Here is a 24,705-nt window from a genome sequence, read left to right on the forward strand (position 1 = left end):
GCACGTCGTATCCCCGGCCGCTGCCCGTACGACTGCGGGAGGACCCGGTGACGCCCGCCAGGACGATGCCGGGCAGCGGGCCCCGGCCGTAGCGTGAGGCGGTGCACCGGCTCATCGAGACCCTGCCCCGCCTGCGGCGCGGACATCCGTGGCTGACGGACGTCCTGCTGGTCGTGCTGGTCGCCGTGCCCCCGGTGATCCGCCCGCAGCCGGGCTGGCGACCGGTCTGGGTACAGGCGGTCGTGTACGCCGCCCTGGTACTGCCCCTGCTGTGGCGCCGCCGCCGGCCGGTGCTCGTCGCGGCCCTGGTGACGGCCGCGTTCTGGGCGCAGTACCTCGGACAGGTGTGGGGACGGGAACCGGGACGCGGCGCCGTCGCCCTGGCCGCGGTCCTGGCCACCCTCACGGTACGCGGCCTGCGCCGGGCCGCCGCGGCGACGGTGCTCTGTGCCGCCGGCTGCGTACTGCTGTGGATTCCCGCCTGGCAGCGGGACCACGGGGGCCCGGGTGCCCGCGGTGCCTGGCTCACCCCGCTCGCCGTGGCGCTCCTGCTGGCCGGGGCCTGGGTGTTCGGCGAGTACGTCCGTGCCCGGCGCGCCTATGTCGCCGAGTTCGAGCGGCGGGCCGCGCTCGCCGAGTCGGAACGCCTCGCCCTGGCCCGGTTCGCCGTCGCCGAGGAGCGGGCCCGCATCGCCCGCGAGATCCACGACGTCCTCGCGCACAGCGTGAGCGTGATGGTGCTCAACGCCGAGGGCGGCAGGCTGATGCGGCACACCGACCCCACGGTCGTCGACCGCACCTTCGGCGTCATCAGCGCGACCGGCCGCGACGCGCTGGACGAACTGCGCCGGCTGCTGGAGGTGCTGCGGACCCCCGACGCGGGCTCCTCGTCCGACGCCCCCGGACCTGGGCCGGGCAGGGCCGGCGAGTCCCTCTCGGCCGATCTGCGGCGGCTGGTCGGGCGCCTCGACACGAACGGCACGCGCGCCCGGCTGGACCTGCGCGGAGAGCCGGGCGGCCTTCCGGCGGATCTCACCGTGCAGACGTACCGCATCGTGCAGGAGGCACTCACCAACGTGGTCAAGCACGCCCCGCCGAACGCCTCGATCCACGTACGGGTCGACACCGGTACCGCGGGACCGGGGCGCCTGGTCCGCATCCGGGTGGAGAACTCGGCCGGAACGGGAGCCGGAACGAGGACCGGAACGGGAGCCGAAGCGAAGACCGGAGCGGGAGGCGAAGAGGGAACCAGAACGGGAGCCGGAACCAGGGCCGGAGCCGGAGGGGAAGGGGGAGCCGGAGCCGGAGACGAAGGGAGGGGCGGAGCCGGAGGCGTTCCGGGGCGCCCTGCCCGGCTGGGCGCCCGCGGTCACGGACTCACCGGCATGCGCGAGCGCACCGCCCTGTACGGCGGGAGCGTCGACGCCGGACCCACACCCGACGGGGGCTACCGGGTCACCGCCTGCCTGCGCCCCACCGGGCCCGAACCCACCCCGGCGACCCCATGACCGGCCCGGCCTCCACGCCGTCACCGTCGCGGGTGCTGATCTGCGACGACCAGCAACTGATCCGGATGGGACTGCGCATGGTCGTCGACAGCCAGCCCGACCTCACCGTGGTGGGCGAGGCCGCCGACGGCGACGCGGCGATCGCGGGTGTGGCCGCCCTGGAGCCGGACCTCGTCCTGATGGACGTACGCATGCCGGGCCTTGACGGACTGGCCGCGACCGAACGCCTCTGCGCGGAACCGGATGGCCCCCGGATCCTCGTCGTCACCACCTTCGACCTCGACGAGTACGCCTACGCGGCCCTGCGTGCCGGCGCGAACGGCTTCCTCGTCAAGGACGCCCCCGCCGAGGAGATCCTGGTGACCGTCCGGGCGGTGCTGCGGGGCGAGGTCATGGTGGCGCCGTCCCTCACCCGGCGCCTGGTCGAACGCTTCGTCCTGCGGTCCCCCACGTCCGTGCCCGCCCAGCGCAGCCGCCTGGCCGCGCTCACCGAGCGGGAACGCGAAGTCCTGGCCCTGGTCGCCCGGGGACTGGCCAACGGCGAGATCGCCGACCGCCTCTTCGTCGGCGAGACGACCGTCAAGACCCACCTCGGCCGCGTCCTCACCAAACTCGGCCTACGCGACCGCGTCCACGCGGTGATCTTCGCCTACGAGAGCGGGCTGATACGGGCCGGGGACTGAACGGCGACGGCCCACCGCCGCGTCCGTCCGCGGGTCCTGTCGGTCAGGCCAGGGGGTCCTTCCGGCCGACGTCGAACCTGCGTACCTCATTGCGTATACACGGGCCCCACTTGGTGAGGAGCGCCGTGACCTCCGGTGTGGCCACGTGTCCGCGAGGAAGACAATGGGGCAATTGGGCACTTTCGTCCAGCAGATCGAACCCAGGTGCAAGCTGTCCCCGGCCAACAGACCGACAACGTGAACCGGCTCCAGAAGATCAGGCTCGCACGTCCCGCTGCTGAACTTCCTTGAGCACTTCGGCCACCGTCGCGAAGTCGTCGTCCACGTGGAGAACGGTGTGCCCATGGTGGACAGCTGTCGCACACACCAACAGGTCAATCGCTCCAGCCGCGCGGTGCTGACCCCGCTGGGTCAGCTTGTACTGGGCGGTGTCGACCCAACGCCAGGCGTTCTTCGGAACCGGAGAGAGCGAGCAGAGCGCGTCCAGTTCCTCTGCGAGCTCGTCCCGGTGGGACGGGCTGGTTGCCGAGTAGAGGAATTCGGCCCGCGTCGGCTCGCAGAGGTGGAACACCCCGGCGGCGATGTGTCCCTCCCAGGGGCGCAGCGCACCTGGGGTGCGAAACAGGTGCCACAGAGCCGAGGTGTCCATCAGATACGTGATCACTCGAAGGCCTCGCGTCGCGCACGCTTCTCCGCGTCACGCGCCGCCGCGGCCTGCTCGAACTCACCACGCGCACCCCGCGCGGCCAACTTCTCCGCGGCCTCAAGCCGCTTGATCCGCGCCACATAGTCCCGAAGGGCCGCGTTGACGGTCTCCTTCTTCGTCGTGGCGCCCATGAGCCGCATGGCCTCGGCCAGCGCCTCGTCGTCGAGATCAATCTGCGTGACGGACATCGGACACCTCCAACATCCACGATGTATGCATCCAAGATACATCACCAACATCGAGCGCGGCCATCGATCACAAACAGACCACGCGAGGGAGGCGCGCCGGGCGTCATGACGTTCACACGGGCCCGCTTCTCACTGCGGGGCGAGCCGACAGAGGCCTGCCCGCCACCGACACGAAATACCCCATAAGCGCCATGCCCGACTTAACCGGAATCGGCGTCCAGAATTTGTCCAGATGATCATGAAATCGTGATCACGCCAGGGTCGCCAGGACCCTCATACCCTCGCCCCGACCAAGAAAGTGCTTGGTCAGAACGGTTCTTCTCGCACAGCGAGTGGTGGGGCGGGTGGGACTCGAACCCACGGCCGACGGATTATGAGTCCGCTGCTCTAACCGGCTGAGCTACCGCCCCATAGCGGCGTGTCGCGTACATGTGTGCGCGCCGTCTGCCGCAGCATAGCCGCTCATACGATCTCCTGCCTCGGATGGTCGGCGAACTGCGACGTTCATGACCTTGAGGACATCGTCGCAGGCCCGGCGGTTCCCGGGGACATGAAAAAGGACCCCACAAGGGGTCCTCGTTCAGCATGCTCCCCCGACTGGACTCGAACCAGTAACCTGCCGGTTAACAGCCGGCTGCTCTGCCAATTGAGCTACGGAGGACCGAGCTCCCCCGACTGGACTCGAACCAGTAACCTGCCGGTTAACAGCCGGCTGCTCTGCCAATTGAGCTACGGAGGAATGCCTCGTTGCATCGAACGTACCTACCTGGGTATTCGCCAGGGGGCGGGCGCTCGCTGCGACACATACATTAGCGCAAGCAGGGGGGTGCTCCGCCAATCGGTACTCCCCAACACCGGAAGGGTCGCCGTCATGCGCTACAAGCTCACGTTCGTCGTCGGGCTCGCCCTGGGTTACGTGCTCGGCACGCGTGCCGGACGCGAGCGCTACGAGCAGCTGAAGAAGTCCGCCCGCCAGGTCGCCCAGAACCCGGCCGTCCGCAACACCGCCGAGACCGCCGCCCAACAGGGCCGCGTCTACGCCGGCAAGGCCATCCACTCGGTGAGCGAGAAGGTCGGCGACCGGATGCCCGACTCGGTGACCGCCCGGGTCCGCTCCCTGCGTGAACGCAACCACCCCGACGGATCCGACGACTGGGGCACCAGCAACACGTAGGCCCACTTTCCGGCGCGCCGTGCTGCCACCCCCTGGGGGCGCGGGGAAGTGCGCGACCAGTCACGACGCACCGGCACCCGCACCGCGGTCCGCACCCCGCTGTGGCTCGTCGGCCGAACCACAGCGGAGCGTGCGGCAGAATTTCGGTCATGGGGATAGTCGCCGGGTTGGACAGCTCACCCGATTTCACTCGCATCGTGGTCTGCGACACGGACACCGGTGCGGTGCTCCGCCAGGGATACGCACCGCACCCGCTCGACACGCCGGACGGCGGCGCCGGGCGCCCCAGTGACGTCGACCCGCAGGCCTGGCTGCTGTCCCTCGGGGAGGCGGCCGGCGGCGGTCTCCTGGAGGGCGTGCAGGCCATCGGCGTGTCGGCCCAGCAGAACGCGCTCGTCCCGCTCGACGCCCAGGGCAACACCGTGCGCCCGGCCATGGTCGGCGGCGACAAGCGCGCCCAGGTCGCGGCGGCCGACCTGATCGACGCGCTCGGCGGCCGGGAGGCCTGGGCGCAGGCGGTGGGCTGTGTGCCGCAGGCGGCGCAGCCGGTGACCAAGCTGCGCTGGCTGGCCAAGAGCGAGCCGGAGAACGCCCGGCGTACCGCCGTACTGCTCCAGGCACACGACTGGCTGGTCTGGCAGTTGCTGGGCCGGCCGGTGCGCAGGACCACCGATCGCGGGGGTGCCTCCGGGACCGGGTACTGGTCGGCGGCCACCGGCGGGTACCGGCCCGACCTCGTCGAACTCGCCCTCGGTCACCAGGCCATGCTGCCCGAGGTGATCGGTCCCTCCGACGCGGCCGGTACGACCCCGGAAGGGCTGCTGATCTCCGCGGGGACCGGCGAGACCATGGCCGCCGCGTTCGGGCTGGGGCTCGGGTTCGGGGACGCCGTCGTGTCGCTGGGGGCCTCGGGGTCGGTCATGGCCGTGCATCCGGAGTCGCTCGCCGACACCTCCGGGATGATCACGTCGCTCGCCGACGCCACCGGGATGCACCTGCCGGTGGTGACCACCCTCAACGCCGTCCGGACCCTGCGCGGCACCGCCGAACTGCTCGGGCTGCCCGACCTGGAGAGCCTGTCCGACCTGGCGATGAAGTCGACGCCCGGGTCGCACGGGCTGGTCATGCTGCCGTACCTGGAGGGCGAGCGGACGCCGAACCTGCCGCACACCGCCGGGACGCTGGCCGGGCTGCGCCGGGAGTCCATGAAGGCCGAGCACCTGGCGCGGGCCTCCTTCGAGGGGATGCTGTGCGGGCTCGCCGACGCGCTCGACGTGCTGCGCGGCCGCGGAGTGGAGGTGCGGCGGGTCTTCCTGCTCGGCGGGGCCGCCGAACTGCCCGCCGTCCAGGCGGCGGCACCGATGCTGTTCGGCGCGCAGGTCGTCGTACCGCAGCCGGCGGACTACGCGGCGATCGGGGCGGCCCGGCAGGCCGCCTGGGCGCTCGGCGTGTCGCAGGGCACGCTGGATCCGCGGACCCCGCCGGTGTGGCAGGGCGCGGCGGCCCAGGTGCTGGAGCCGGGTGACGAACTCGCGGTCGGGCAGGCGGTGCGGCAGCAGTACGTGTCGGTGCGGGAGCAGACGCATCCGGGGGCGTTCCGGGCGTGAACCGGCAGCGCGGACCTACGCTCTCGGGTTAATCGGTTGAGGTAACGCGGGTGGAGTGTCGGACGATAGGGGCCTAGGGCAAGCGATCCCGCACGTTCGGGCAAGCGCGACCCCGCCTCCACCGCCGACTCCGAGAGACGTAGCGTGCTCATACGACTTCTGCGGACCTATCTCAGGCCCTACAAGAAACCCATCTCCATCCTGGTGCTGCTGCAATTCCTACAGACCTGCGCCACTCTCTACCTGCCCACGCTCAACGCGCACATCATCGACAACGGCGTGGTGAAGGGTGACACGGATTACATCCTGTCCTTCGGCGCGCTGATGATCGGTATCTCGCTGGCCCAGGTGGTGTGCAACATCGGTGCCGTCTACTACGGCGCCAGGACCGCGTCGGCGCTCGGCCGGGACGTGCGCGCGGCCGTCTTCGACCGGGTGCAGTCCTTCTCCTCGCGTGAGGTGGGTCACTTCGGCGCGCCCTCGCTCATCACCCGTACGACGAACGACGTACAGCAGGTCCAGATGCTGGTCCTGATGACGTTCACGCTGATGGTGTCCGCGCCCATCATGTGCGTCGGCGGCATCGTGCTCGCCCTCGGCCTGGACGTCCCGCTGTCCGGGGTACTGGTGGCGGTCGTACCCGTGCTGGGCGTCTCCGTGACCCTGATCGTGCGCCGGCTGCGGCCGCTGTTCCGGGCGATGCAGGTGCGCCTCGACACGGTGAACCGGGTGCTGCGCGAGCAGATCACCGGCAACCGGGTGATCCGCGCGTTCGTCCGCGACGAGTACGAGCAGGGCCGGTTCGGGAAGGCCAACAAGGACCTGACCGAGATGCAGCTGGCCACCGGCAACATGCTCGCGCTGATGTTCCCGATCGTCATGACGACGGTCAACGTGTCGTCGATCGCCGTGGTCTGGTTCGGCGCGCACCGCATCGACAGCGGCCAGATGGCCATCGGTGACCTGACCGCGTTCCTCGCCTACCTGATGCAGATCGTGATGTCCGTGATGATGGCCACCTTCATGTTCATGATGGTGCCGCGCGCCGAGGTCTGCGCCGAGCGCATCGAGGAGGTCCTGGACACCGAGTCCAGCGTCGTCCCGCCGCTCGCCCCGGTCACCGAACTGCGCCGGCACGGCCACCTGGAGATCCGGGGCGCCGGCTTCTGCTATCCGGGTGCCGAGGAGCCGGTCCTCAAGGCCGTCGACCTGGTCGCCCGGCCCGGCGAGGTGACCGCCGTGATCGGCTCCACCGGCAGCGGCAAGTCCACCCTGCTCGGTCTGGTCTCCCGCCTCTTCGACGCCACGGAGGGTCAGGTCCTCGTGGACGGGGAGAGCGTGTCGGAGCTCGACCCGAAACTGCTCGCGGGGACGGTCGGCCTGGTCCCGCAGAAGCCGTACCTGTTCGCGGGGACCGTGGCCACCAACCTGCGCTACGGCAACCCGGACGCCACCGACGAGGAGCTGTGGCACGCGCTGGAGGTGGCGCAGGCCAAGGGCTTCGTCGAGAAGCTGGAGGGCGGGCTGAACGCCCCCATCGCACAGGGCGGTACGAACGTCTCCGGCGGCCAGCGGCAGCGGCTCGCCATCGCCCGGACGCTCGTGCAGCGCCCGGAGATCTACCTCTTCGACGACTCCTTCTCCGCCCTCGACTACGCGACCGACGCGGCCCTGCGCGCCGCGCTCGGCCGCGAGACCGCCGAGGCGACCGTCGTCATCGTCGCCCAGCGGGTGGCGACCATCAGGGACGCCGACCGGATCGTCGTCCTCGACGAGGGACGGGTCGTCGGCACCGGCCGCCACCGTGAACTCATGGCCGACAACGAGACCTACCGGGAGATCGTGCTCTCCCAGCTGACGGAAGCGGAGGCTGCCTGATGGCCGGGCCCATGGGACGCATGATGGGCGGGGGCGGCCCCGACCAGCGCTCGATGGACTTCAAGAACTCGGGCAAACGGCTGGTCGCCCGGTTCCGACCCGAACGCGTCACGATCTACGTGCTGCTGGTCTGCGTGGTCGCGAGCGTCGCCCTCAACGTGATCGGCCCCAAGATCCTCGGCAGGGCCACCGACCTGGTCTTCGCCGGTGTCATCGGCAAGCAGATGCCCGCCGGCGCCACCAAGGACCAGGTGCTGGCGGGCATGCGCGAGCGCGGCCAGGGCACCGTCGCCGACATGCTGAAGAGCACCGACTTCACCCCGGGCAAGGGCATCGACTTCGGCCAGGTCGGCGACGTCCTGCTCATCGCGCTCTGTACGTACCTGGTCGCCGGCCTGCTGATGGCGGTGGCGACCCGCCTCGTCAACCGGTCCGTGAACCGCACGATGTACCGGATGCGCGAGGAGGTCCAGGGGAAGCTGTCCCGGCTTCCGCTGTCCTACTTCGACAAGCGCCAGCGCGGCGAGGTGCTCTCCCGCGCGACCAACGACATCGACAACATCGGCCAGACGCTCCAGCAGTCGATGGGCCAGCTCATCAACTCGGTGCTGACCATCGTCGGCGTGCTCGCCGTGATGTTCTGGGTGTCCTGGCTGCTGGCCCTGGTCGCGCTGGCGACGGTGCCGCTGTCCTTCCTGGTCGCCACCCGCATCGGCAAGCGTTCCCAGCCGCATTTCGTGCAGCAGTGGCGCTCCACCGGCAAGCTGAACGCGCACGTCGAGGAGATGTACACCGGGCACACCCTGGTGAAGGTCTTCGGCCGGCAGGACGAGTCCGCCCAGCAGTTCGCCGAGCAGAACGACGCGCTGTACGAGGCCGGGTTCAAGGCGCAGTTCAACAGCGGTGTGATGCAGCCGCTGATGATGTTCGTGTCGAACCTGAACTACGTGCTGGTGGCGGTCGTCGGCGGCCTGCGGGTCGCGTCGGGCGCGCTGTCCATCGGTGACGTCCAGGCGTTCATCCAGTACTCCCGGCAGTTCTCGATGCCGCTGACCCAGGTCGCCTCCATGGCCAACCTGGTGCAGTCCGGGGTCGCTTCGGCGGAGCGGATCTTCGAACTCCTCGACGCGGAGGAGCAGGAGGCCGACCCGGTGCCGGGCGAGCGTCCCGCGGAGCTGCGCGGGCGGGTGGCGCTGGAGCATGTCTCCTTCCGCTACGACCCCGAGAAGCCGCTCATCGAGGACCTGTCCCTGACGGTCGAACCCGGGCACACGGTCGCCATCGTCGGCCCGACCGGGGCCGGCAAGACCACCCTGGTGAACCTGCTCATGCGGTTCTACGACGTCTCGGGCGGCCGGATCACCCTGGACGGCGTCGACGTCACCCGCATGTCCCGGGACGAACTCCGGGCCGGCATCGGCATGGTGCTCCAGGACACCTGGCTGTTCGGCGGCACCATCGCGGAGAACATCGCGTACGGCGCCTCCCGCGAGGTCACCCGGGGCGAGATCGAGGAGGCGGCGCGGGCGGCCCACGCGGACCGGTTCGTGCGCACCCTCCCCGACGGCTACGACACCGTGATCGACGACGAGGGCACGGGTGTCAGCGCCGGTGAGAAGCAGCTGATCACCATCGCGCGGGCGTTCCTGTCCGACCCGACGATCCTGGTCCTCGACGAGGCGACGTCGTCGGTCGACACCCGTACCGAGGTCCTGATCCAGAAGGCGATGGCCAAACTGGCGCACGGGCGGACGTCGTTCGTGATCGCACACCGGTTGTCGACGATCCGGGACGCGGACACCATCCTGGTGATGGAGAACGGTTCCATCGTCGAACAGGGTGCCCACACGGACCTGCTGGCGGCGGACGGCGCGTACGCCCGCCTGTACAAGGCCCAGTTCGCGCAGGCGGTGGCTGAAGTGGACTGACGTGGCGTCGGGCACGGGTGGGGACGCTCACCGGCGCTCGCGGGGTGCCTCCCCCAGCCTTCGGCCGGGGGGGGACCCCAGCGCCCACCCGTGCCGCCCCGGCGGCACGGCTGCCCGCGACTGGAGAGAAGCGGCGCCCGCACCCGGCGTCAGTCCAGATACCCCCTCAGCTGATCCGCGAACGCGTGGTCCCGCAGCTTGTTGAGCGTCTTCGACTCGATCTGCCGGATCCGTTCCCGCGTCACCCCGAAGATCCGCCCGATCTCCTCCAGCGTCCGGGGCCGCCCGTCGGCCAGCCCGTACCGCAGCTGAACGACCTTCCGCTCCCGCTCCCCCAGCGTCGACAGCACCGCCTCCAGGTGCTCCCGCAGCAGCAGGAACGCCGCCGACTCCACGGGACTCGCCGCGTCGCCGTCCTCGATGAGGTCCCCGAGGGCGACGTCGTCCTCCTCGCCGACCGGCGCGTGCAGGGACACCGGCTCCTGCGCCAGCCGCAGCACCTCCCCCACCCGCTCCGGCGCCAGCTCCAGATGCGCGGCGACCTCCTCGGGTGTCGGCTCGTACCCCCGCTCCTGGAGCATCCGGCGCTGTACCCGCACCACCCGGTTGATCAGTTCCACCACGTGCACCGGGACGCGTATCGTGCGGGCCTGGTCGGCCAGCGCGCGGGACATGGCCTGGCGGATCCACCAGGTGGCGTAGGTGGAGAACTTGTAGCCGCGGGCGTAGTCGAACTTCTCGACGGCGCGGATGAGGCCGAGGTTTCCCTCCTGGACCAGGTCCAGCATGGTGAGGCCACGGCCGACGTACCGCTTGGCCACCGACACGACGAGCCGCAGGTTCGCCTCGATGAGGCGGCGCTTGGCCATCCGGCCCATCACCACCAGCCGGTCGAGGTCCAGCGCCAGCTCGCTGTCCAGGTCCGAGGCGCCGCTCAGCCTCTCCTCGGCGAACAGACCGGCCTCGACACGCCGGGCGAGTTCGACCTCCTCGGCGGCGGTGAGCAGCGGGATCCGGCCGATCTCCCGCAGGTACTGGCGGAACAGGTCGGAGGAGGGGCCGCCGGTGTCGGCGCGGGCGGCGGGGGGCGGTTCCGCGGGTTCGGGCTCGGCGTCCGCCTCGCCGGCGTCGGCCGTGAGCTCCTCCGGGGGCGGTCCCTCCGGCTCGGCGGCGGGACCGGGCTCCGTCTCCGTCTCCGGGTGGAGCGCGACCCGGCTCTGCGGCGGAACGCCGGCGTAGACGTCGGTATCGGCTTCCGGCCCGTCCGTGAGCGTGCTGCTGTCCGTCTGGGTCAGGGTCTGGGTCTGCACGGGGGCGACCTCCAGGATGATCGCTGCCAGGGGGTGCGGCAGCGGTACTTCGGGGGCGGAGACGACGGCCTCGCCGCTGTCCGTCCCGTGAGCGACGAGGGGAACGGCGGGGGTGTGGGACCCGTCCGGGACGGGCCGGCCGCGCTCCGAGGACTCAGGCACCGCACCCCAGTGTGGGGTAAGACACATCGCCGCCACGAGGGGCGTGCGGTGACTTTTTGCGTCCGGTCCGTGACCGCGCGGTCACCCCGCCGGGAGGGCTCGCCTCAGAGGGCGGCGGGGCCGTGCTCGCGCAACGCCTGTCCGTACTGCTGGAGCACCCACAACTCGTTCTGCACGGCGGCGAGTTGGGCCGGGTCACCGCCGCTGCCGAGGCGGGTGAGGGTGATCTGGATCTCGTGGATGCGGCGGTCGACGGCGCGGCGGCGGACGGTCACGAGTTGTTCGCCGGCGTAGTTCTCGTCGACGGTGCGGCGCATGATCGCCTCGACGGCGAGTTCGGTGACCATGGCGCGCACGGTGTCGTCGGGGGCGATCTCCCGCACCCGCACCAGGTACTCCTGGGGGTCGTGGAGGCCCTGTGCGGCGCCGCCCGCCTCCATGATGGCCTGGCGTACGGCCGCGTAGGGCGCCGCGGTGAACTCGTCGATGCCGTACGCGTCGAACGCCGGGGAGACCAGCTCCGGGCGCTGTAGGGCGAGTTTCAGCAGCTCGCGCTCGGTGGCGTAGACGGCGTTGCGGAGGTTGAGGGCGGGGCCGGGGGCGGCGGGGCGCGCGGCGGTGTCGTACGACGCCTGCTGCGGGCCGCGGGCGGGGCCGGGGCCGGGGCCGCCGCGGCCGCCCTTCTCCCGGGCCCAACGGGCCAGCTGGGCCACCCGCTTGACCACGAACTGGGTGTCGAGGATGCCGAGCATGCCGGCCAGTTCGACGGCGACCTCGTGCTGGGCGCCGCTGTTCTTGATCCGGGCGACGATCGGGGCGGCCTCGTCGAGGGCCGCGGCGCGCCCGGCCGGGGTGTCCAGGTCGTACCGGTTCACCACCTGCCGGAGCGCGAACTCGAAGAGCGGGGTGCGGGGTTCGGCCAGGTCGGCCACCGCCTCGTCGCCCTTGGCGAGCCGCAGCTCGCAGGGGTCCATGCCGTCGGGGGCGATCGCGATGTACGTCTCCGCGGCGAACTTCTGGTCGTCCTCGAAGGCGCGCAGGGCAGCCTTCTGGCCGGCCGCGTCGCCGTCGAAGGTGAAGATCACCCGGGCGCTGCCGTTGTCCATCAGGAGCCGGCGCAGGATCTTGATGTGGTCGCCGCCGAAGGCCGTGCCGCAGGTGGCGATGGCGGTGGTCACCCCGGCCAGGTGGCAGGCCATGACGTCCGTGTAGCCCTCGACGACCACCGCCCGGCTGGACTTGGCGATCTGCTGCTTGGCGAGGTCGATGCCGTACAGGACCTGGGACTTCTTGTAGATCGCGGTGTCGGGCGTGTTGAGGTACTTGGGGCCGTTGTCGCTCTCGTAGAGCTTGCGGGCGCCGAAGCCGACGACCTCGCCGCCGATGTCCCGGATGGGCCACATGAGACGGCCGCGGAACCGGTCGATCGGACCGCGCCGGCCCTCCTGCGAGAGCCCCGACAGCAGGAGTTCCTTGTCGGTGAAGCCCTGGCCGCGCAGATAGCGGGTGAGGTGGTCCCAGCCCTGGGGGCTGTAGCCGACGCCGAAGTGCACGGCCGCGGCCTGGTCGAAGCCGCGCTCGGCGAGGAAGACCCGGCCGGTCTCGGCCTCGGGGCTGGTGGCGAGCTGCTCGGCGTACCAGACGGCGGCGATCTTGTGCGCCTCGACCAGCCGGATCCGCTCGCCGCGCTGGTGGGCCGGGTTGTACCCGCCCTCCTCGTAGCGCAGGGTGATGCCGGCCTGGGCGGCCAGCCGCTCGACCGCCTCCGAGAAGGAGAGGTGATCGACCTTCATCACGAAGGTGAGGGTGTCGCCGCCCTCCTGGCAGCCGAAGCAGTGGAAGAGTCCCTTGCTCGGGCTGACCTGGAAGGACGGCGACTTCTCGTCGTGGAACGGGCACAGGCCCTTCAGGTTCCCGCCGCCCGCGTTGCGCAGCTGGAGGTACTCGGACACGACGGCGTCGATCGGGACCGCGTCCCGTACCGCCTTCACATCCTCGTCATTGATCCGTCCGGCCACGGATGAATTCTACGGGGACGGTCCGACATCACTGAGGCACGTGCGGCGCCCCGTCAGTGGCGCGGGGAACCGCGCGGGTGACCACGCGCCACCCGCGCCCGCGGCCCGGCGGAACCCGGCACCCGGCTAGGCGAGCGAATCCAGCGCCACATGGGGGTCGGCCAGCGCGTCGAGATCCACCGGCGCCCCGGAGCGGATCAGCCTCTGGATCGGCTCTGTGACATCCCACACGTTCACGTTCATCCCGGCCAGCACCCGCCCCTCCTTCGCCCAGAACGCGATGAACTCCCGCTTCCCCGCGTCACCCCGGATGACGACCTGGTCGTACGAACCGGGCGGCGCCCAGCCGCTGTACTCCATGCCGAGGTCGTACTGGTCGGTGAAGAAGTACGGCACCCGGTCGTACACCGCGTCCCGCCCGAGCATCGACCGCGCCGCCGCCGGGCCGCCGTTGAGCGCGTTGGCCCAGTGCTCCACGCGGAGCCTGGTGTCGAACAGGGCGTGCGGGAAGGAGGCCACGTCGCCGGCCGCGTAGATGTCCGGGTCGGACGTGCGCAGCCGGGCGTCGACCACGATGCCGCCGCCGTGCGCCCGGTCGGCGATCTCCAGGCCCGCCGCCTCGGCGAGACCCACCCGGGGCGCCGCGCCGATCGCCGCCAGGACGTCGTGCGCCGGGTGCTCCTCGCCGTCGTCGGTGCGGGCGGCGAGGACCATGCCGTCCTGGCCGATGATCTCGGTGAGGCGCACCCCGAAGTGGAACCGGACGCCGTGCTCCCGGTGCAGCTCGGCGAAGACGTTGCCCAGCTCGGGGCCGAGCACGCCGTGCAGCGGGGTCGGTCCGTGCTCGATGACGGTGACCTCGGCGCCGTACGTCCGCGCCGCCGCCGCGATCTCCAGGCCGATCCAGCCGGCGCCCGCGATCACGAGGTGCCCGTTGTCCCGGCCGAGCGCCCCGAGGACGCCCTTGAGGCGCTCGGCGTGCGCGAGGCGGCGCAGGTGGTGGACGCCGGCCAGGTCGGTGCCGGGGATGTCCAGGCGGCGGGGCTCCGCACCGGTGGCGAGCAGCAGTTTGTCGTAGCGCACCAGGGTGCCGTCGTCACCGAAGCGGACGGTCTTCGCGGCGCGGTCGACGCGGTCCACGGTCTGGCCGAGGTGCAGTTCGACGTCGTTCTGCGCGTACCAGGCGGGCTCGTGGACGAAGACGCTGTCGCGTTCCTCCTTGCCGAGCAGGTACCCCTTGGAGAGCGGCGGCCGCTCGTACGGGTGGTCGCGTTCGTCGCAGATCAGTATCACCCGGCCGCTGAAACCCTCGGCCCGGAGGGTCTCGGCCGCCTTCGCTCCGGCGAGTCCGCCACCGACGATGACGAATGTCTGGTCCGCGTCGACCACTTGAAGCCTCCTCGTAAGGGTGCCGCCACATATGCCGCCCACATGCGCCGCACTGTGAGCCTCCCGCACGCAGCGTGATGCGGGAAGAGGGGGTGACCTTCGGTGCCCCGATCCTGCCCTGCCCAGGGCCCGGCCGGGCCACGGAGTGTCAGCAATTCTTCACATACGCCCCGTCAGCCTCGCATGCAACGACCGCGCGGAGGCGTCGGTGAGCGAGGCGATCTGATCGACGATCACACGCTTGCGGGCGTGGTCGTCACCGGCCGTGTCGAACAGCGCCCGGAACTGCGGGTCGAGGCCCTCGGGCGCGCGGGCGGTGAGCGCCTCGGCGAGCTCCGCCACGATGATCCGCTGCTCGGCACGGATCCGCTCCTGCTCGGCGCGCTGCATGACGTACCGGTGGGCGATCGACTTCAGCACCGCGCACTCCATCCGGGCCGCGCGCGGTACGACGAGTTCGGCGCCGTAGCGGGTGAGCCGGCCGGTGCCGTACCGCTCCCGCGTGGCGCTCTCCGCGGCCAGGCAGAACCGGCCGATGAGCTGGCTGGTGGCGTCCTTGAGGCGGGCCTGGGCGACCGCCGTGCCGTCGTAGCCGTGCGGCCACCACTCCTCGCCCTGGAGCCGGTCGAGGGCGGCGGCGAGTTCGGCGGGGTCGGTGCCGGCGGGCACGTATCTGCCTACGGCGACGGCGAAGACCTCCTGCCGTTCGGCCTCCGCGTACAGCCAGTCGGGGTCGATGTGGCCGGCGTGCAGGCCGTCCTCGACGTCGTGCACGGAGTAGGCGACGTCGTCGGACCAGTCCATCACCTGGGCCTCGAAGCAGGTGCGGGTGCCGGGGGCCTCCTTGCGGACCCAGTCGAAGACCGGCCGGTCGTCCTCGTACACGCCGAACTTCGGGGAGGCCGGGTCGGTGGGGTGCGCGCCGCGCGGCCACGGGTACTTGGTGGCGGCGTCCAGGGCGGCACGGGTCAGGTTGAGGCCGACGGAGCCCTCGGGGGTGAACCGTTTGGGCTCGATGCGGGTGAGCAGCCGCAGGGACTGGGCGTTGCCCTCGAAGCCGCCGCAGTCGTCGGCGAACTCGTTCAGCGCCTGCTCGCCGTTGTGCCCGAACGGGGGGTGGCCGAGGTCGTGGGAGAGGCACGCGGCCTCCACCAGGTCGGGGTCGCAGCCGAGGGCGGCGCCCAGTTCGCGGCCGACCTGGGCGCATTCCAGGGAGTGGGTGAGGCGGGTGCGGGGGCTGGCGTCCCATGCCTGGGCGGAGGTGCCGGGGGTGACGACCTGGGTCTTGCCGGCGAGCCTTCTGAGGGCGGCGGAGTGCAGGATGCGGGCGCGGTCACGCTGGAAGGCGGTGCGGCCGGGGCGTTTGTCGGGTTCGGGGGCCCAGCGGTCGGCTGACGCCGGGTCGTAGGCCGCGGAGGGTGCGGGTGCGGGTGCGGGGACTGCCATGGTTCGACAGTACGGGGCGGTAGTGACAAATGGGTGTTTGGTGCGCCTGCCCGCCTGCCGGGTTGGGGTGCGTTCGCGGCTGCCGGGTTGGGGTGCGTTCGCGGCTGCGGGTGGGTGGGGGCTGATCGCGCAGTTCCCCGCGCCCCTTTCGGGGCGGCCCGGTGGACCCGCCTTCTTGGGGGCGCGGGGAACTGCGCGATCAGCCACATCGCACCCGCAGCCACCCACACACCGGCAGCGTCCACGCACCCGCAGCAGTCCACGCACCCGCAGCAGTCCACGCACCCGCAGCGGTCCACGCACCCCTAGGCGGCCACGGTCTCCGGCGTTCCCAGTGCCCGCTCGTACCGGTGGAGGATCAGGGCGGCCATCGCGTCGTGGGCTCCCAGAGGTGCCGAGGCGATCCACGGGGCGGGTGCCGCGCACTCGGTGGCGAAGCGGCCGGGGGCCGTGAAGTAGGAGGCGACGGCGATGTGGCGGCGGCCCCTCGCCCGCAGGGCGGCGATCGCCTCCGGGACCGTCGGGGCCGCAGCCGAGGCGTAGGCCGGCAGGACCGGGACACCCAGGCGGGCGGCGAGCAGGCCAGCCATGCGGCTGGTGTCGACCCTGGCGTCGGGGTCACGGGAACCCGCCGCCGCCAGAACCACCGCGCTCGCGGGCCTCGGGCGCCAGCCCGCCTCCAGCAGGCGGGCCCGCAGCGTGTCGGCCAGGAGGGGGTGCGGGCCCAGCGGGGCGGCGACGCGTGTGCGGGCGCAGGCGGCGGCCGCCGCCTCCGGGATGTCCCGCTTGACGTGGTAGCCACGGCCTAGGAGGAGCGGGACGAGGACGGCCTCGGTCTCTCCGAGCGCGGCGAGGGTGTCCTGGAGCAGCGGTTCGTTCAGTTCGATGTGACCGAGGTGCACGGGCAGCCCGGGGCGCAGTGCCCGCACCCGGTCCTGGAGCGCCCGTACCGTGTCGAGCGCGCGCGGGTCGCGGCTGCCGTGGGCCACCAGGACCAGGGCGGGCGGGCCGGGGCGCGGGGAAAGGTCGGTCACCGTCATAGGAAAATCCTCACCGGAGGAGATTGCGCGGCCGTTGCCTGACCGTCACGACTGTTTTCCGGCGCTTCACGGTGCGGAGTCGCGCGGTGTGAGCGAACCGGAACGCCCCGGCCCGCGTCCTCCATCATCGAGGCCGACAGGGGGGGAAGACCCGTATGAAGCTCCGGCGACCGCGTCTGCCGCGCACCCGCGCCGGCCGGCGGCGGCTGGTACAGGGGGTGGTGGCCGGCTGTGTGCTGGCGCTGCTGCCCGCCACCTGGCTGTACGTGTCCACGGCGGACCGGCTGCGGACGGTGGCGGACGTGCCGCGCACCGACGTGGCCGTGGTGTTCGGCGCGGGTCTGTGGGACGGCGAGCCGTCGCCGTACCTCGCCCACCGGCTGGACGCGGCGGCGACGCTGTACCGGGCGGGCCGTGTCAGGGTGGTCCTCGTCACCGGTGACAACAGCCGCGAGGACTACGACGAGCCGGACGCGATGCGTGCCTACCTCACCCGGCACGGCGTCCCCGGCGGGCGCGTCGTCACCGACTACGCGGGCTTCGACACCTGGGACTCCTGTGTCCGGGCGAAGAAGATCTTCGGGGTGGACCGGGCCGTACTGATCAGCCAGGGGTTCCACATCCGGCGTGCGGTGGCGCTGTGCGAGGCGGCGGGGGTGACGTCGTACGGGGTCGGGGTCGACGACAAGCACGACGCGACCTGGTACTACGGGGGCACCCGGGAGGTCTTCGCGGCGGCCAAGGCGGCGCTGGACGTGGTGTTCGAGCCGAACCCCCAGTTCCTCGGGCGGAAGGAACCAGGGGTGGCCCGTGCGCTGGCCGGCGGCCGCTGACGCGGTCCTCAGGCCACCCGCAGACCGTTCACCGGGCCGGCGGTACCGCGCCCGCTGACCCGGTCGTCGGTGCGGCCGAGGTGTTCGAGACGGCCGTCGGGGGTCCAGCGGCCGAGGTCGCCGGTGCGGACCATGGTGCGGCCCGCGCCCAGGAAGGGGTCGGGGGCGTGCCGCCGGCCGTCCGGCGCGTCGTCGCCGGGCCGGCCGGCGGACACCCCGTCGCCGCCCGCCCAGATCTCCCCCGTCTCGCCGATGGGCAGCGGACGGCGGTCGGTGTCCAGGACGTACACCGTGGTGCCGGGGACGGGGCGGCCCGCGGTGGGGTGTTCGGCGGCCGGGTCGTGGCGGCCCATGGTGGTGACGAGGGCCGCCCCGGCGGGGCCGCGGCAGTGGAAGAGGGCGGCCCGGCGCGACCAGCGGTCGGCGAGCGGGCGCGGGCAGGGCTCCCCCGTGACGGCGACCGCGCGGACCCGCGGGCAGGCGGCCCGGTCCAGGCCGGCCAGTACGGCCGGGGTGACGATCAGGACGGTCGCGGTGCGGGCCGCGGCGGCCGGGTCCGTGCCCCGGACGACCAGGGTGGCGCCGCGGGTGAGGCAGCCGAGGATCTCCCAGACGGCCGGTTCGTCGGCGAGGTCAAGGAGTTGGGCGACCCGGTCACCGGGGCGGATGCCGAGGCCGCCGGGTTCGGTGAGCAGCAGGCCGGTGAGGTCGCGGTGGGTGAGCCGCAGGACGGCGGGACCCGGGGTGCCGGGGGCGGGGCGGACGCAGCAGCCGTCGTCGGGGTGCGGCGGCGGCACGGGCAGCGGTCCGGCCTGGTGCGGCACGGGGTCGTCCAGGGCGATCAGGCGGTGACCGTCGGGGAGCCGCAGACGCGGCACGTGTTCCTGCTGGGTGAGGACCACCCGGGTGCGGGCGGCGCGGACGACGCGGGCGAGCTGGGCCGGGGAGGTGCGGCCGGCGTCCTGGGGGACGTAGGCGGCGCCCGCCTTGAGGACGGCGAGCAGGCCGACCAGCATCGGGATGGAGCGGCGGGCGAACAGGCCGACGTGGTCGCCCGGCCGGACGCCCTCGCGGACCAGGCGGCCGGCGAGCACGGAGGCGTAGCGGTCGAGTTCGCCGTAGGTGAGGGTCGCGCCGTGGTGTTCGGCGGCGACGGCGTGGGGGTGGGCGATCGCGTGCCGCTCGACGGCTCGGTGGACGAGCGGTTCGTGGACGGATGCGTCGGCGCCGCGGCCGTACTGCCAGAAGAGCTGCTGGTCGCGAGGGGTGAGGTGACGCAGAGGCATGGCTCGGAAACCTCCTGGCCGGCTATTTCCAGTGGGGGGAGGCCGAGTCCGGGTGCGGCGGGGGCCCGGGCCGGGCCGGTGGGTCGAACGCCGTGCGGGTGGTGCGGGACAGCGGTGGTGCGGGACAGCGGTGGCGCGGGACAGCGGTGGCAGGGGACGACTGTAGTCCGGTCCCTTGCGGTCTCAACGGGGCGTGACCGGCCAACGCGGTACGGATTGAGCCACGGGGGTGCTCACCCGCAACGGGGTCACCGGCCGTCCGGGCCCGGTGGCGTCCGCCGCCCGTCCGGCGCGCGGTGCGAGAGCCAGTCCCCGGCGATGCGCCGGCCGTCCGCGCGCAGCCGCTCGGTCACGGTGGGCCCGGCGAGGTACACCCAGGCCCGGACGGCGGCCCCGTCCCGCAGCCGTACGACGTCCCGCTCGACGCGTACGTACAGGCTGGCCGGATCCCCCGGTACGCACTCCTCCAACTCGTCGAGCTCCAGGAGGAGTCGGGCGTACGCCTCGGGCCGGGCGGTGACGAGCTCGCCGCTGACCGGGTCCGCCGCGCCGGGTTCCTCGACGGCGTAGGGGTAGCCGGGTCCGTCGTAGAGCACCGTGCCGCCGAGACGGCCGGGTTCCTCCGTCTCCGTGCGGCCGCGCAGGAACGCGTCGTGGTTGAGCTGGCCGGGGCGGAGCGTGCCGTAGACGAAGAAAGGGAGGTGGCGGGGGTCACGGGTGGTCACAGGAAGGATTCTGCACCCACCCCGGTCCCCCACACATCTCCATGAAGGCGCTATGGACATGACATGTCATGGCCCCTTAAATCTGTCTCGTCATCAGCGCCACCCCCACGCCTTCGAGGCACTCCCCGAGGAGACTGATGAGCCGGACCCGGAACACCCGCGTTTCCCGTCTCGCCACCGCCGGCGTCGCCGCCACCACCGCGACCCTGCTGGCCGCCGCGCTCTCCCCCGCCGCCCACGCCGACGCCAGACCGACCCGGGCCACCGCGATCGCCCACGCGGCCGAGGCGCTCCTCCAGCACGCCGCCGGTCTCGGACTCACCTCCGCCGAGGGCACCTCGGTCCGGGACGTGATCGTCGACAGGAGCGGCGCCCAGCACGTGCGCTACGACCGGACGTACCGTCAGCTCCCGGTGCTGGGCGGCGACTTCGTGGTCCACCTGAAGGCGGACGGCGCCTACCGCGGCGCCGACCGGGCCACCCGGAGCACGATATCCCTGGCCTCGATCGTGCCCGGCATATCCGCGCCGAAGGCCGCCGACCTCGCGGTGAACGCGCTGCGGGCGGCGAACCTCGGCGACACGCTGAAGCAGGTGAAGGCCAAGCCGCAGCTGGTCGTCGACGCCCTGCACGGCACCCCGAAGCTGGCCTGGCGCACCGACGCCGTCGGCAAGGACTCGCTCGGCAACCCGGTCGCCCGCACCGTGCTCACGGACGCCCGCACCGGCGCCCAGATCGACGCCTGGGACAGCATCGAGACGGCGACCGGCGACGGCAAGTCCCTGTACAGCGGCACGGTCCCGCTGGAGACGACGCAGTCCGGGTCGTCGTACAACCTCACCGACCCGACCCGCGGCAACACGTTCACCGGGGACGCGGCCAACAAGACCGACCTGTGCATCTTCGGCATCTGCATCAGCCGGGCGCCCAACACGGTGTTCACGGACGCCGACAACCACTGGGGCACGGGCGCCACCTCGGACCGCTCCTCGGCGGCCGTCGACGCCCAGTACGGCACCAACGAGACCTGGGACTACTACAAGAACGTCCACGGCCGCAACGGCATCGCCGGTGACGGCAAGGGGTCGTACAACCGCGTCCACTACGGCAGCAACTACAACAACGCCTTCTGGGACGACAGTTGCTTCTGCATGACCTACGGCGACGGTGACGGGACCACCTTCGGGCCGCTGGTGGCCCTGGACGTGGCGGGCCACGAGATGACCCACGGGGTGACCTCCAAGACGGCCGCGCTGACCTACACCGGCGAGTCCGGCGGCCTGAACGAGGCCACCTCCGACATCCTCGGCACGCTGGTCGAGTGGTACGCGAACAACTCCGCCGACCCGGGCGACTACCTGATCGGCGAGAAGATCGTCCGCTCCGGCTTCGGCAAGACGGCACTGCGGTACATGGACCAGCCGTCGAAGGACGGGAGTTCGGCGGACTACTGGAGTTCCTCGGTCGGGAACCTGGACGTGCATTACTCCTCCGGTGTCGCGAACCACTTCGCGTATCTCCTCGCGGAGGGCAGCGGCGCGAAGACCATCAACGGCGTGAGCTACAACTCGCCGACGTACAACGGCTCGACGGTGACAGGGATCGGCCGGGACAAACTGGGCGCGATCTGGTATCGCGCACTGACGGTCTACATGACCTCCTCGACGAACTACGCGGGCGCGCGGACGGCGACCCTGAACGCGGCGAAGGACCTGTACGGCGCGGGCAGCGCCGAGTACATCGCGGTGGCGGCGGCCTGGAGCGCGGTGAACGTGAACTGAGCGGTCCGCCACGCACCTGACGGCGGCTGTCCCGGCGCGTTCACCGGCCGGGGCAGCCGCAACGCGTTCCGGACAAACGAGAACAAGGTGAATACCAGGAATTCAAGGAACAGCCGGGGCATTCATCCAACTCTCCGGACGGATTCCATGACGGAGATGTGTGAATTCCGTGACGGTCCGCCGAATTCCACAACTCCGTTGTCCTGACAAGCCCTTGCGGCAATTTCCCTCGTGCACTAACTAGATGAGACATGAACCTGTTCAGCCGCCCCCACACCGCCCGGCGCACCCCCACGGCCCCGTCCCGCCCGGCCCAGGGATCCTCCCCCCACGTCTCCGCGCCCCTTCTGCTGGACCCCGCGCTCGCCGCCCTCACCGGCGAGTGGACCATCGACCCGGCCCACAGCAGAATCGGTTTCTCGGTCCGGCACGCGATGGTGACGACCGTGCGCGGCTCCTTCGCCGAGTACAAGAGCCGGCTCTACTTCGACGGCCGTGACCCGTCCCGCTCCCAGGCCGAGATCATCCTGGCCACGGGCAGCGTCGACACCGGCGTGGAGCAGCGGGACGCCCACCTGACGGGCCGCGACTTCCTGGATTCCGCCAGGCACCCGCACATGCGCTTCCGGAGCACGGCGGTACGCCTCAAGTCCCCCGACGTCTACGTCATGACCGGCGACCTCACCATCAAGGACACCACCCGCCCGGTCGACCTGGAACTCACCTACATCGGCAACGTCACCGACCCCTTCGGCTACCAGCGCGTCGGCTTCGACGGCACGACCACCATCAACCGCATGGACTGGGGTCTGTCGTACAACTCCCGGCTGGCGGAGGGCGGTGCGATGGTGAGCGAGACCGTACGCCTTCAGTTCGACATCGCGGCGATCCGGATGACGCCGGAGGGCGCGGTCTAGTCACGGAACGGCGGCTCCGGCGGGTCACCCGTTCACTCCCACCGGCACCCGCCGTCCGTGTGCTTTTCATACATTTCCCTCCGCCTTCCCTTCATAGCCCTCCTGACCTGCCAGAACGCGCACACAACACCCCGCGCGGACCCCCTGTGTGACACCCGTTCATCCCACAGCTGACGGAATCTCGGGGAGCGGGTCCGGCCCGCCTGCCTTTACCTCGGAAGAGCAAGGGAGTGGACGAGCCCGACGAGGGAGCGAGGGAGCACCATGCGACGCACCGTCCGTCTGCTGACCGGGGCCGCGCTCGCGGTGGCTGCGGCCGGTGCCGCCGGCGCACCGGCGTACGGCGGCAGTTCCGGCAGCCTGGACGTGTACCCGTCGACCGCGGCGCCCGGCGCCCAGGTCACGGTGAACACGTCGGCGTGCGGGGAGAAGGGCTCGGCCGTCGGGGACGCCAGCTCGGTCGGCGCCGGTACGTTCACGCTCGCGCCCAGTACGCACGAGGGCGAGGCGATCGGGGAGTTCCGGGTACCCCCGAGCGCACAGCCGGGGACGTACGAGATCGTCGCGAAATGCGCCGACGGGACCCGTCAGGTCACCGGTGACCTGACGGTGGCGCTGACGCCGGCCGCGGGGCAGCTACAGCCCCACGGCAGTGTGAAGACGGGGGTCGGTGGTGCCCTTGGCACCGACCCCGTGCAGACCGCGGCGGGCGTGGCGGCTCTGGCCGTCGCCGCCGCGGGCGGTACCTGGCTCCTGCATCGCCGGGCGAGAGGCGATGCGTTCTGACGGACACCCTCCGCTGTCCGTCCGCCGGTACCGCACATCCCACCCCCTCCGGGTCCGACGCCCCTCGCGGCCCGGAGGGGGTAGGGGGTCACATGCTCGGTCGCCTTCGGAAGCCGCCTTCGGAAGAGGGATTCGCATGCGCAGGATCGGGGACACCGCGATAGCCGCGGTCACCGTCGTGGCCCTCGGCTCGGGCGTCTACCTGCTCGGTCCCGGTTCCGGACCGCACGACGCCCCGCCCCAGCCGGCCGCCGCCGAGGGCCGCCCCGACCCCGGCGAGGAGCGCCTGGAGGCGCCCGCGCTGTCCGCGTCCCCGCCCACCCGGATCCGTATCCCCGCCATCCGTGTGAACGCCCCCCTCATGGGCCTCGCCCTGACCGCCGCCGGCAGCCTCGACGTGCCGCCCGCCGGCGAGAAGAACCTCGCCGGCTGGTACGAGGCCGGCACCACGCCCGGCGAACGGGGCACCGCGATCGTCGCCGGGCACGTCGACAACACCGAGGGGCCCGCCGTCTTCTACGACCTCGGCGCACTCAAGCGCGGCGCGACCATCGAGGTGGACCGGCGGGACCGGTCCGTCGCCGTCTTCACGGTGGACGCGGTCGAGGTCTACCAGGCCCGGAACTTCCCCGACGAGAAGGTGTACGGCGCCGCGGAACGGCCCGAACTGCGGGTTATCACCTGCGGCGGCGGCTACTCGCGCACGACCGGCTACCAGGGGAACGTCGTGGTCTTCGCCCACCTCACCGGAAGCCGCTGACCGGCCGCCGCGGAGCGGACCGCAGACGTACACAACCGCTCCGGCCGGTGCGACCCCCTCGCCGGCCGGTGTCGCGGTGCGGCGGCGGGCCCGCGTTTCGCCCACCTCACAGGCCCTGTCGCCGCGCCCCGGGACCCCTCACACCCGTCCCCCGCCTCCGAAGAGGGCAGCGTTCCTCGCGGGAAACAGGGGTGATGCGGTCGGGTAACGTCCGCCGCGCACGCTCCTGGACATGACCTCGAACACGCGAGTGGCGGTGACCGGCTCCGGATCCGCGGGCGGCCACCCCGCCCGGCGCCTCGGGGAACCCGGCAGACCCGCACGACAGGGGTCACGCGCGCGGCCGAGGACGACGGCGGCGGCCGCGGCGCCCGTGCTGCCCGGCTCCCCCGCGCCTGCGCGGGTGCCCGCAGCCGTGCTCGGGCGCGCAACTGCTTCCGTGCCCGTGCTCGGGCGCCTAACTGCGTTCGTGCCCGTGCTCGGGCGCGTACCTGCGTTCGTGCCCGTGCTCGGGCGCCTAACTGCGTTCGTGCCCGTGCTCGGGCGCGCAACTGCGTTCGTGCCCGTACCTGCGCCCGTC

20 protein-coding genes and 3 tRNA genes are annotated in these 24,705 nt (G+C 71.9%); 11 read left to right on the top strand and 12 right to left on the bottom strand.

The genetic code is table 11. The features are described from left to right. Positions 1-101: 101 nt before the first annotated feature. Positions 102-1,508, top strand: a complete 1,407-nt coding sequence (locus AAW13_RS01240) for a sensor histidine kinase (RefSeq protein ID WP_052768568.1) — start codon at positions 102-104, stop codon at positions 1,506-1,508. After that, the gene (locus AAW13_RS01245) at positions 1,505-2,191 is read left to right on the top strand and encodes a response regulator (RefSeq protein WP_046729903.1); all 687 of its coding nucleotides are present in this window, start codon (positions 1,505-1,507) and stop codon (positions 2,189-2,191) included. The genes AAW13_RS01240 and AAW13_RS01245 overlap by 4 nt, the downstream gene beginning before the upstream one ends. A gap of 256 nt (positions 2,192-2,447) precedes the next feature. On the opposite strand, the gene AAW13_RS01250 is transcribed toward AAW13_RS01245, so the two are convergent. The 5 genes from AAW13_RS01250 to AAW13_RS01270 all read right to left on the bottom strand — a co-directional run bounded on the left by AAW13_RS01250 (position 2,448) and on the right by AAW13_RS01270 (position 3,824). Then, complete coding sequence (locus tag AAW13_RS01250; RefSeq protein ID WP_046729902.1) at positions 2,448-2,855, bottom strand: PIN domain nuclease; 408 nt, start codon at positions 2,853-2,855, stop codon at positions 2,448-2,450. Continuing rightward, positions 2,852-3,085, bottom strand: coding sequence for a type II toxin-antitoxin system VapB family antitoxin (locus AAW13_RS01255; protein ID WP_046729901.1), 234 nt, complete (start codon positions 3,083-3,085; stop codon positions 2,852-2,854). Before AAW13_RS01255 ends, AAW13_RS01250 begins: the two co-directional genes overlap by 4 nt. Positions 3,086-3,418: 333 nt before the next feature. Then, positions 3,419-3,495: transfer RNA gene (locus AAW13_RS01260), tRNA-Ile, on the bottom strand. Positions 3,496-3,673: 178 nt separating this feature from the next. Beyond that, positions 3,674-3,746 (bottom strand) — tRNA-Asn (locus AAW13_RS01265). Positions 3,747-3,751: 5 nt separating this feature from the next. Then, positions 3,752-3,824: transfer RNA gene (locus tag AAW13_RS01270), tRNA-Asn, on the bottom strand. Positions 3,825-3,956: 132 nt separating this feature from the next. Here AAW13_RS01270 and AAW13_RS01275 point away from each other — a divergent pair. The 4 genes from AAW13_RS01275 (at position 3,957) to AAW13_RS01290 (ending at position 9,672) form a co-directional block, all read left to right on the top strand. Next, positions 3,957-4,259 (top strand): hypothetical protein, encoded by a 303-nt coding sequence (locus tag AAW13_RS01275; RefSeq protein ID WP_046729900.1) that lies wholly within the window; start codon positions 3,957-3,959, stop codon positions 4,257-4,259. Positions 4,260-4,408: 149 nt separating this feature from the next. Then, positions 4,409-5,866: an FGGY family carbohydrate kinase gene (locus tag AAW13_RS01280; RefSeq protein WP_046729899.1), complete on the top strand. Its 1,458-nt coding sequence runs from the start codon at positions 4,409-4,411 to the stop codon at positions 5,864-5,866. 144 nt (positions 5,867-6,010) lie between these two features. Continuing rightward, entirely contained in the window at positions 6,011-7,744 is a 1,734-nt protein-coding gene (locus tag AAW13_RS01285; protein ID WP_046729898.1) for an ABC transporter ATP-binding protein, read from the top strand. Then, a complete protein-coding gene (locus AAW13_RS01290; protein WP_046729897.1) occupies positions 7,744-9,672 on the top strand; it encodes an ABC transporter ATP-binding protein in 1,929 nt (642 codons plus the stop codon). The genes AAW13_RS01285 and AAW13_RS01290 overlap by 1 nt, the downstream gene beginning before the upstream one ends. A gap of 149 nt (positions 9,673-9,821) precedes the next feature. Here AAW13_RS01290 and AAW13_RS01295 read toward each other — a convergent pair whose 3' ends face one another. From AAW13_RS01295 to AAW13_RS01315, 5 genes are all read right to left on the bottom strand, one after another. Beyond that, positions 9,822-11,144, bottom strand: coding sequence for an RNA polymerase sigma factor (locus tag AAW13_RS01295; RefSeq protein WP_046729896.1), 1,323 nt, complete (start codon positions 11,142-11,144; stop codon positions 9,822-9,824). 104 nt (positions 11,145-11,248) lie between these two features. Beyond that, positions 11,249-13,162, bottom strand: coding sequence for a DNA primase (dnaG, locus tag AAW13_RS01300; protein WP_046729895.1), 1,914 nt, complete (start codon positions 13,160-13,162; stop codon positions 11,249-11,251). A gap of 126 nt (positions 13,163-13,288) precedes the next feature. Continuing rightward, positions 13,289-14,551, bottom strand: coding sequence for an NAD(P)/FAD-dependent oxidoreductase (locus AAW13_RS01305; protein WP_046729894.1), 1,263 nt, complete (start codon positions 14,549-14,551; stop codon positions 13,289-13,291). A gap of 159 nt (positions 14,552-14,710) precedes the next feature. Next, positions 14,711-15,997: a deoxyguanosinetriphosphate triphosphohydrolase gene (locus AAW13_RS01310; RefSeq protein ID WP_046729893.1), complete on the bottom strand. Its 1,287-nt coding sequence runs from the start codon at positions 15,995-15,997 to the stop codon at positions 14,711-14,713. 305 nt (positions 15,998-16,302) lie between these two features. Further along, positions 16,303-17,037 (bottom strand): sirohydrochlorin chelatase, encoded by a 735-nt coding sequence (locus AAW13_RS01315; RefSeq protein ID WP_046729892.1) that lies wholly within the window; start codon positions 17,035-17,037, stop codon positions 16,303-16,305. A gap of 155 nt (positions 17,038-17,192) precedes the next feature. Between AAW13_RS01315 and AAW13_RS01320 the strand changes: the two genes are divergently transcribed. Next, entirely contained in the window at positions 17,193-17,870 is a 678-nt protein-coding gene (locus AAW13_RS01320) for a SanA/YdcF family protein (RefSeq protein WP_046729891.1), read from the top strand. 8 nt (positions 17,871-17,878) lie between these two features. Here the strand turns inward: AAW13_RS01320 and AAW13_RS01325 are convergent, their stop codons facing one another. Continuing rightward, positions 17,879-19,156: an AMP-binding protein gene (locus AAW13_RS01325; RefSeq protein ID WP_052768567.1), complete on the bottom strand. Its 1,278-nt coding sequence runs from the start codon at positions 19,154-19,156 to the stop codon at positions 17,879-17,881. A 248-nt stretch (positions 19,157-19,404) separates the two neighbouring features. After that, positions 19,405-19,881, bottom strand: coding sequence for a gamma-glutamylcyclotransferase family protein (locus tag AAW13_RS01330; RefSeq protein ID WP_046729890.1), 477 nt, complete (start codon positions 19,879-19,881; stop codon positions 19,405-19,407). A gap of 137 nt (positions 19,882-20,018) precedes the next feature. On the opposite strand from AAW13_RS01330, the gene AAW13_RS01335 reads away from it, so the two are divergent. From AAW13_RS01335 to AAW13_RS01350, 4 genes are all read left to right on the top strand, one after another. Next, positions 20,019-21,662 carry a M4 family metallopeptidase gene (locus AAW13_RS01335; protein ID WP_046729889.1) on the top strand — a complete coding sequence of 548 codons (1,644 nt, stop codon included), beginning with the start codon at positions 20,019-20,021 and terminating at the stop codon, positions 21,660-21,662. Between the two features lie 251 nt (positions 21,663-21,913). Next, positions 21,914-22,579, top strand: coding sequence for a YceI family protein (locus AAW13_RS01340; RefSeq protein WP_046729888.1), 666 nt, complete (start codon positions 21,914-21,916; stop codon positions 22,577-22,579). 264 nt (positions 22,580-22,843) lie between these two features. Beyond that, positions 22,844-23,365 carry a hypothetical protein gene (locus AAW13_RS01345; RefSeq protein ID WP_046729887.1) on the top strand — a complete coding sequence of 174 codons (522 nt, stop codon included), beginning with the start codon at positions 22,844-22,846 and terminating at the stop codon, positions 23,363-23,365. A 136-nt stretch (positions 23,366-23,501) separates the two neighbouring features. Beyond that, positions 23,502-24,125: a class F sortase gene (locus tag AAW13_RS01350; protein ID WP_046729886.1), complete on the top strand. Its 624-nt coding sequence runs from the start codon at positions 23,502-23,504 to the stop codon at positions 24,123-24,125. Positions 24,126-24,705: the final 580 nt, after the last annotated feature.

The organism is Streptomyces humi, assembly GCF_001005085.2.
GTDB lineage: Bacteria > Actinomycetota > Actinomycetes > Streptomycetales > Streptomycetaceae > Streptomyces > Streptomyces humi.

What these genes read in the sequence shown, in the direction of transcription:
- AAW13_RS01345 (WP_046729887.1), top strand. Translation starts at nt 22,844, where the DNA reads ATGCGACGCACCGTCCGTCTGCTGACCGGGGCCGCGCTCGCGGTGGCT.
- AAW13_RS01335 (WP_046729889.1), top strand. Translation starts at nt 20,019, where the DNA reads ATGAGCCGGACCCGGAACACCCGCGTTTCCCGTCTCGCCACCGCCGGC.
- AAW13_RS01350 (WP_046729886.1), top strand. Translation starts at nt 23,502, where the DNA reads ATGCGCAGGATCGGGGACACCGCGATAGCCGCGGTCACCGTCGTGGCC.
- AAW13_RS01255 (WP_046729901.1), bottom strand. Translation starts at nt 3,085, where the DNA reads ATGTCCGTCACGCAGATTGATCTCGACGACGAGGCGCTGGCCGAGGCC.
- AAW13_RS01290 (WP_046729897.1), top strand. Translation starts at nt 7,744, where the DNA reads ATGGCCGGGCCCATGGGACGCATGATGGGCGGGGGCGGCCCCGACCAG.
- AAW13_RS01310 (WP_046729893.1), bottom strand. Translation starts at nt 15,997, where the DNA reads ATGGCAGTCCCCGCACCCGCACCCGCACCCTCCGCGGCCTACGACCCG.
- AAW13_RS01280 (WP_046729899.1), top strand. Translation starts at nt 4,409, where the DNA reads ATGGGGATAGTCGCCGGGTTGGACAGCTCACCCGATTTCACTCGCATC.
- AAW13_RS01320 (WP_046729891.1), top strand. Translation starts at nt 17,193, where the DNA reads ATGAAGCTCCGGCGACCGCGTCTGCCGCGCACCCGCGCCGGCCGGCGG.
- AAW13_RS01325 (WP_052768567.1), bottom strand. Translation starts at nt 19,156, where the DNA reads ATGCCTCTGCGTCACCTCACCCCTCGCGACCAGCAGCTCTTCTGGCAG.
- AAW13_RS01275 (WP_046729900.1), top strand. Translation starts at nt 3,957, where the DNA reads ATGCGCTACAAGCTCACGTTCGTCGTCGGGCTCGCCCTGGGTTACGTG.
- AAW13_RS01315 (WP_046729892.1), bottom strand. Translation starts at nt 17,037, where the DNA reads ATGACGGTGACCGACCTTTCCCCGCGCCCCGGCCCGCCCGCCCTGGTC.
- AAW13_RS01340 (WP_046729888.1), top strand. Translation starts at nt 21,914, where the DNA reads ATGAACCTGTTCAGCCGCCCCCACACCGCCCGGCGCACCCCCACGGCC.
- AAW13_RS01245 (WP_046729903.1), top strand. Translation starts at nt 1,505, where the DNA reads ATGACCGGCCCGGCCTCCACGCCGTCACCGTCGCGGGTGCTGATCTGC.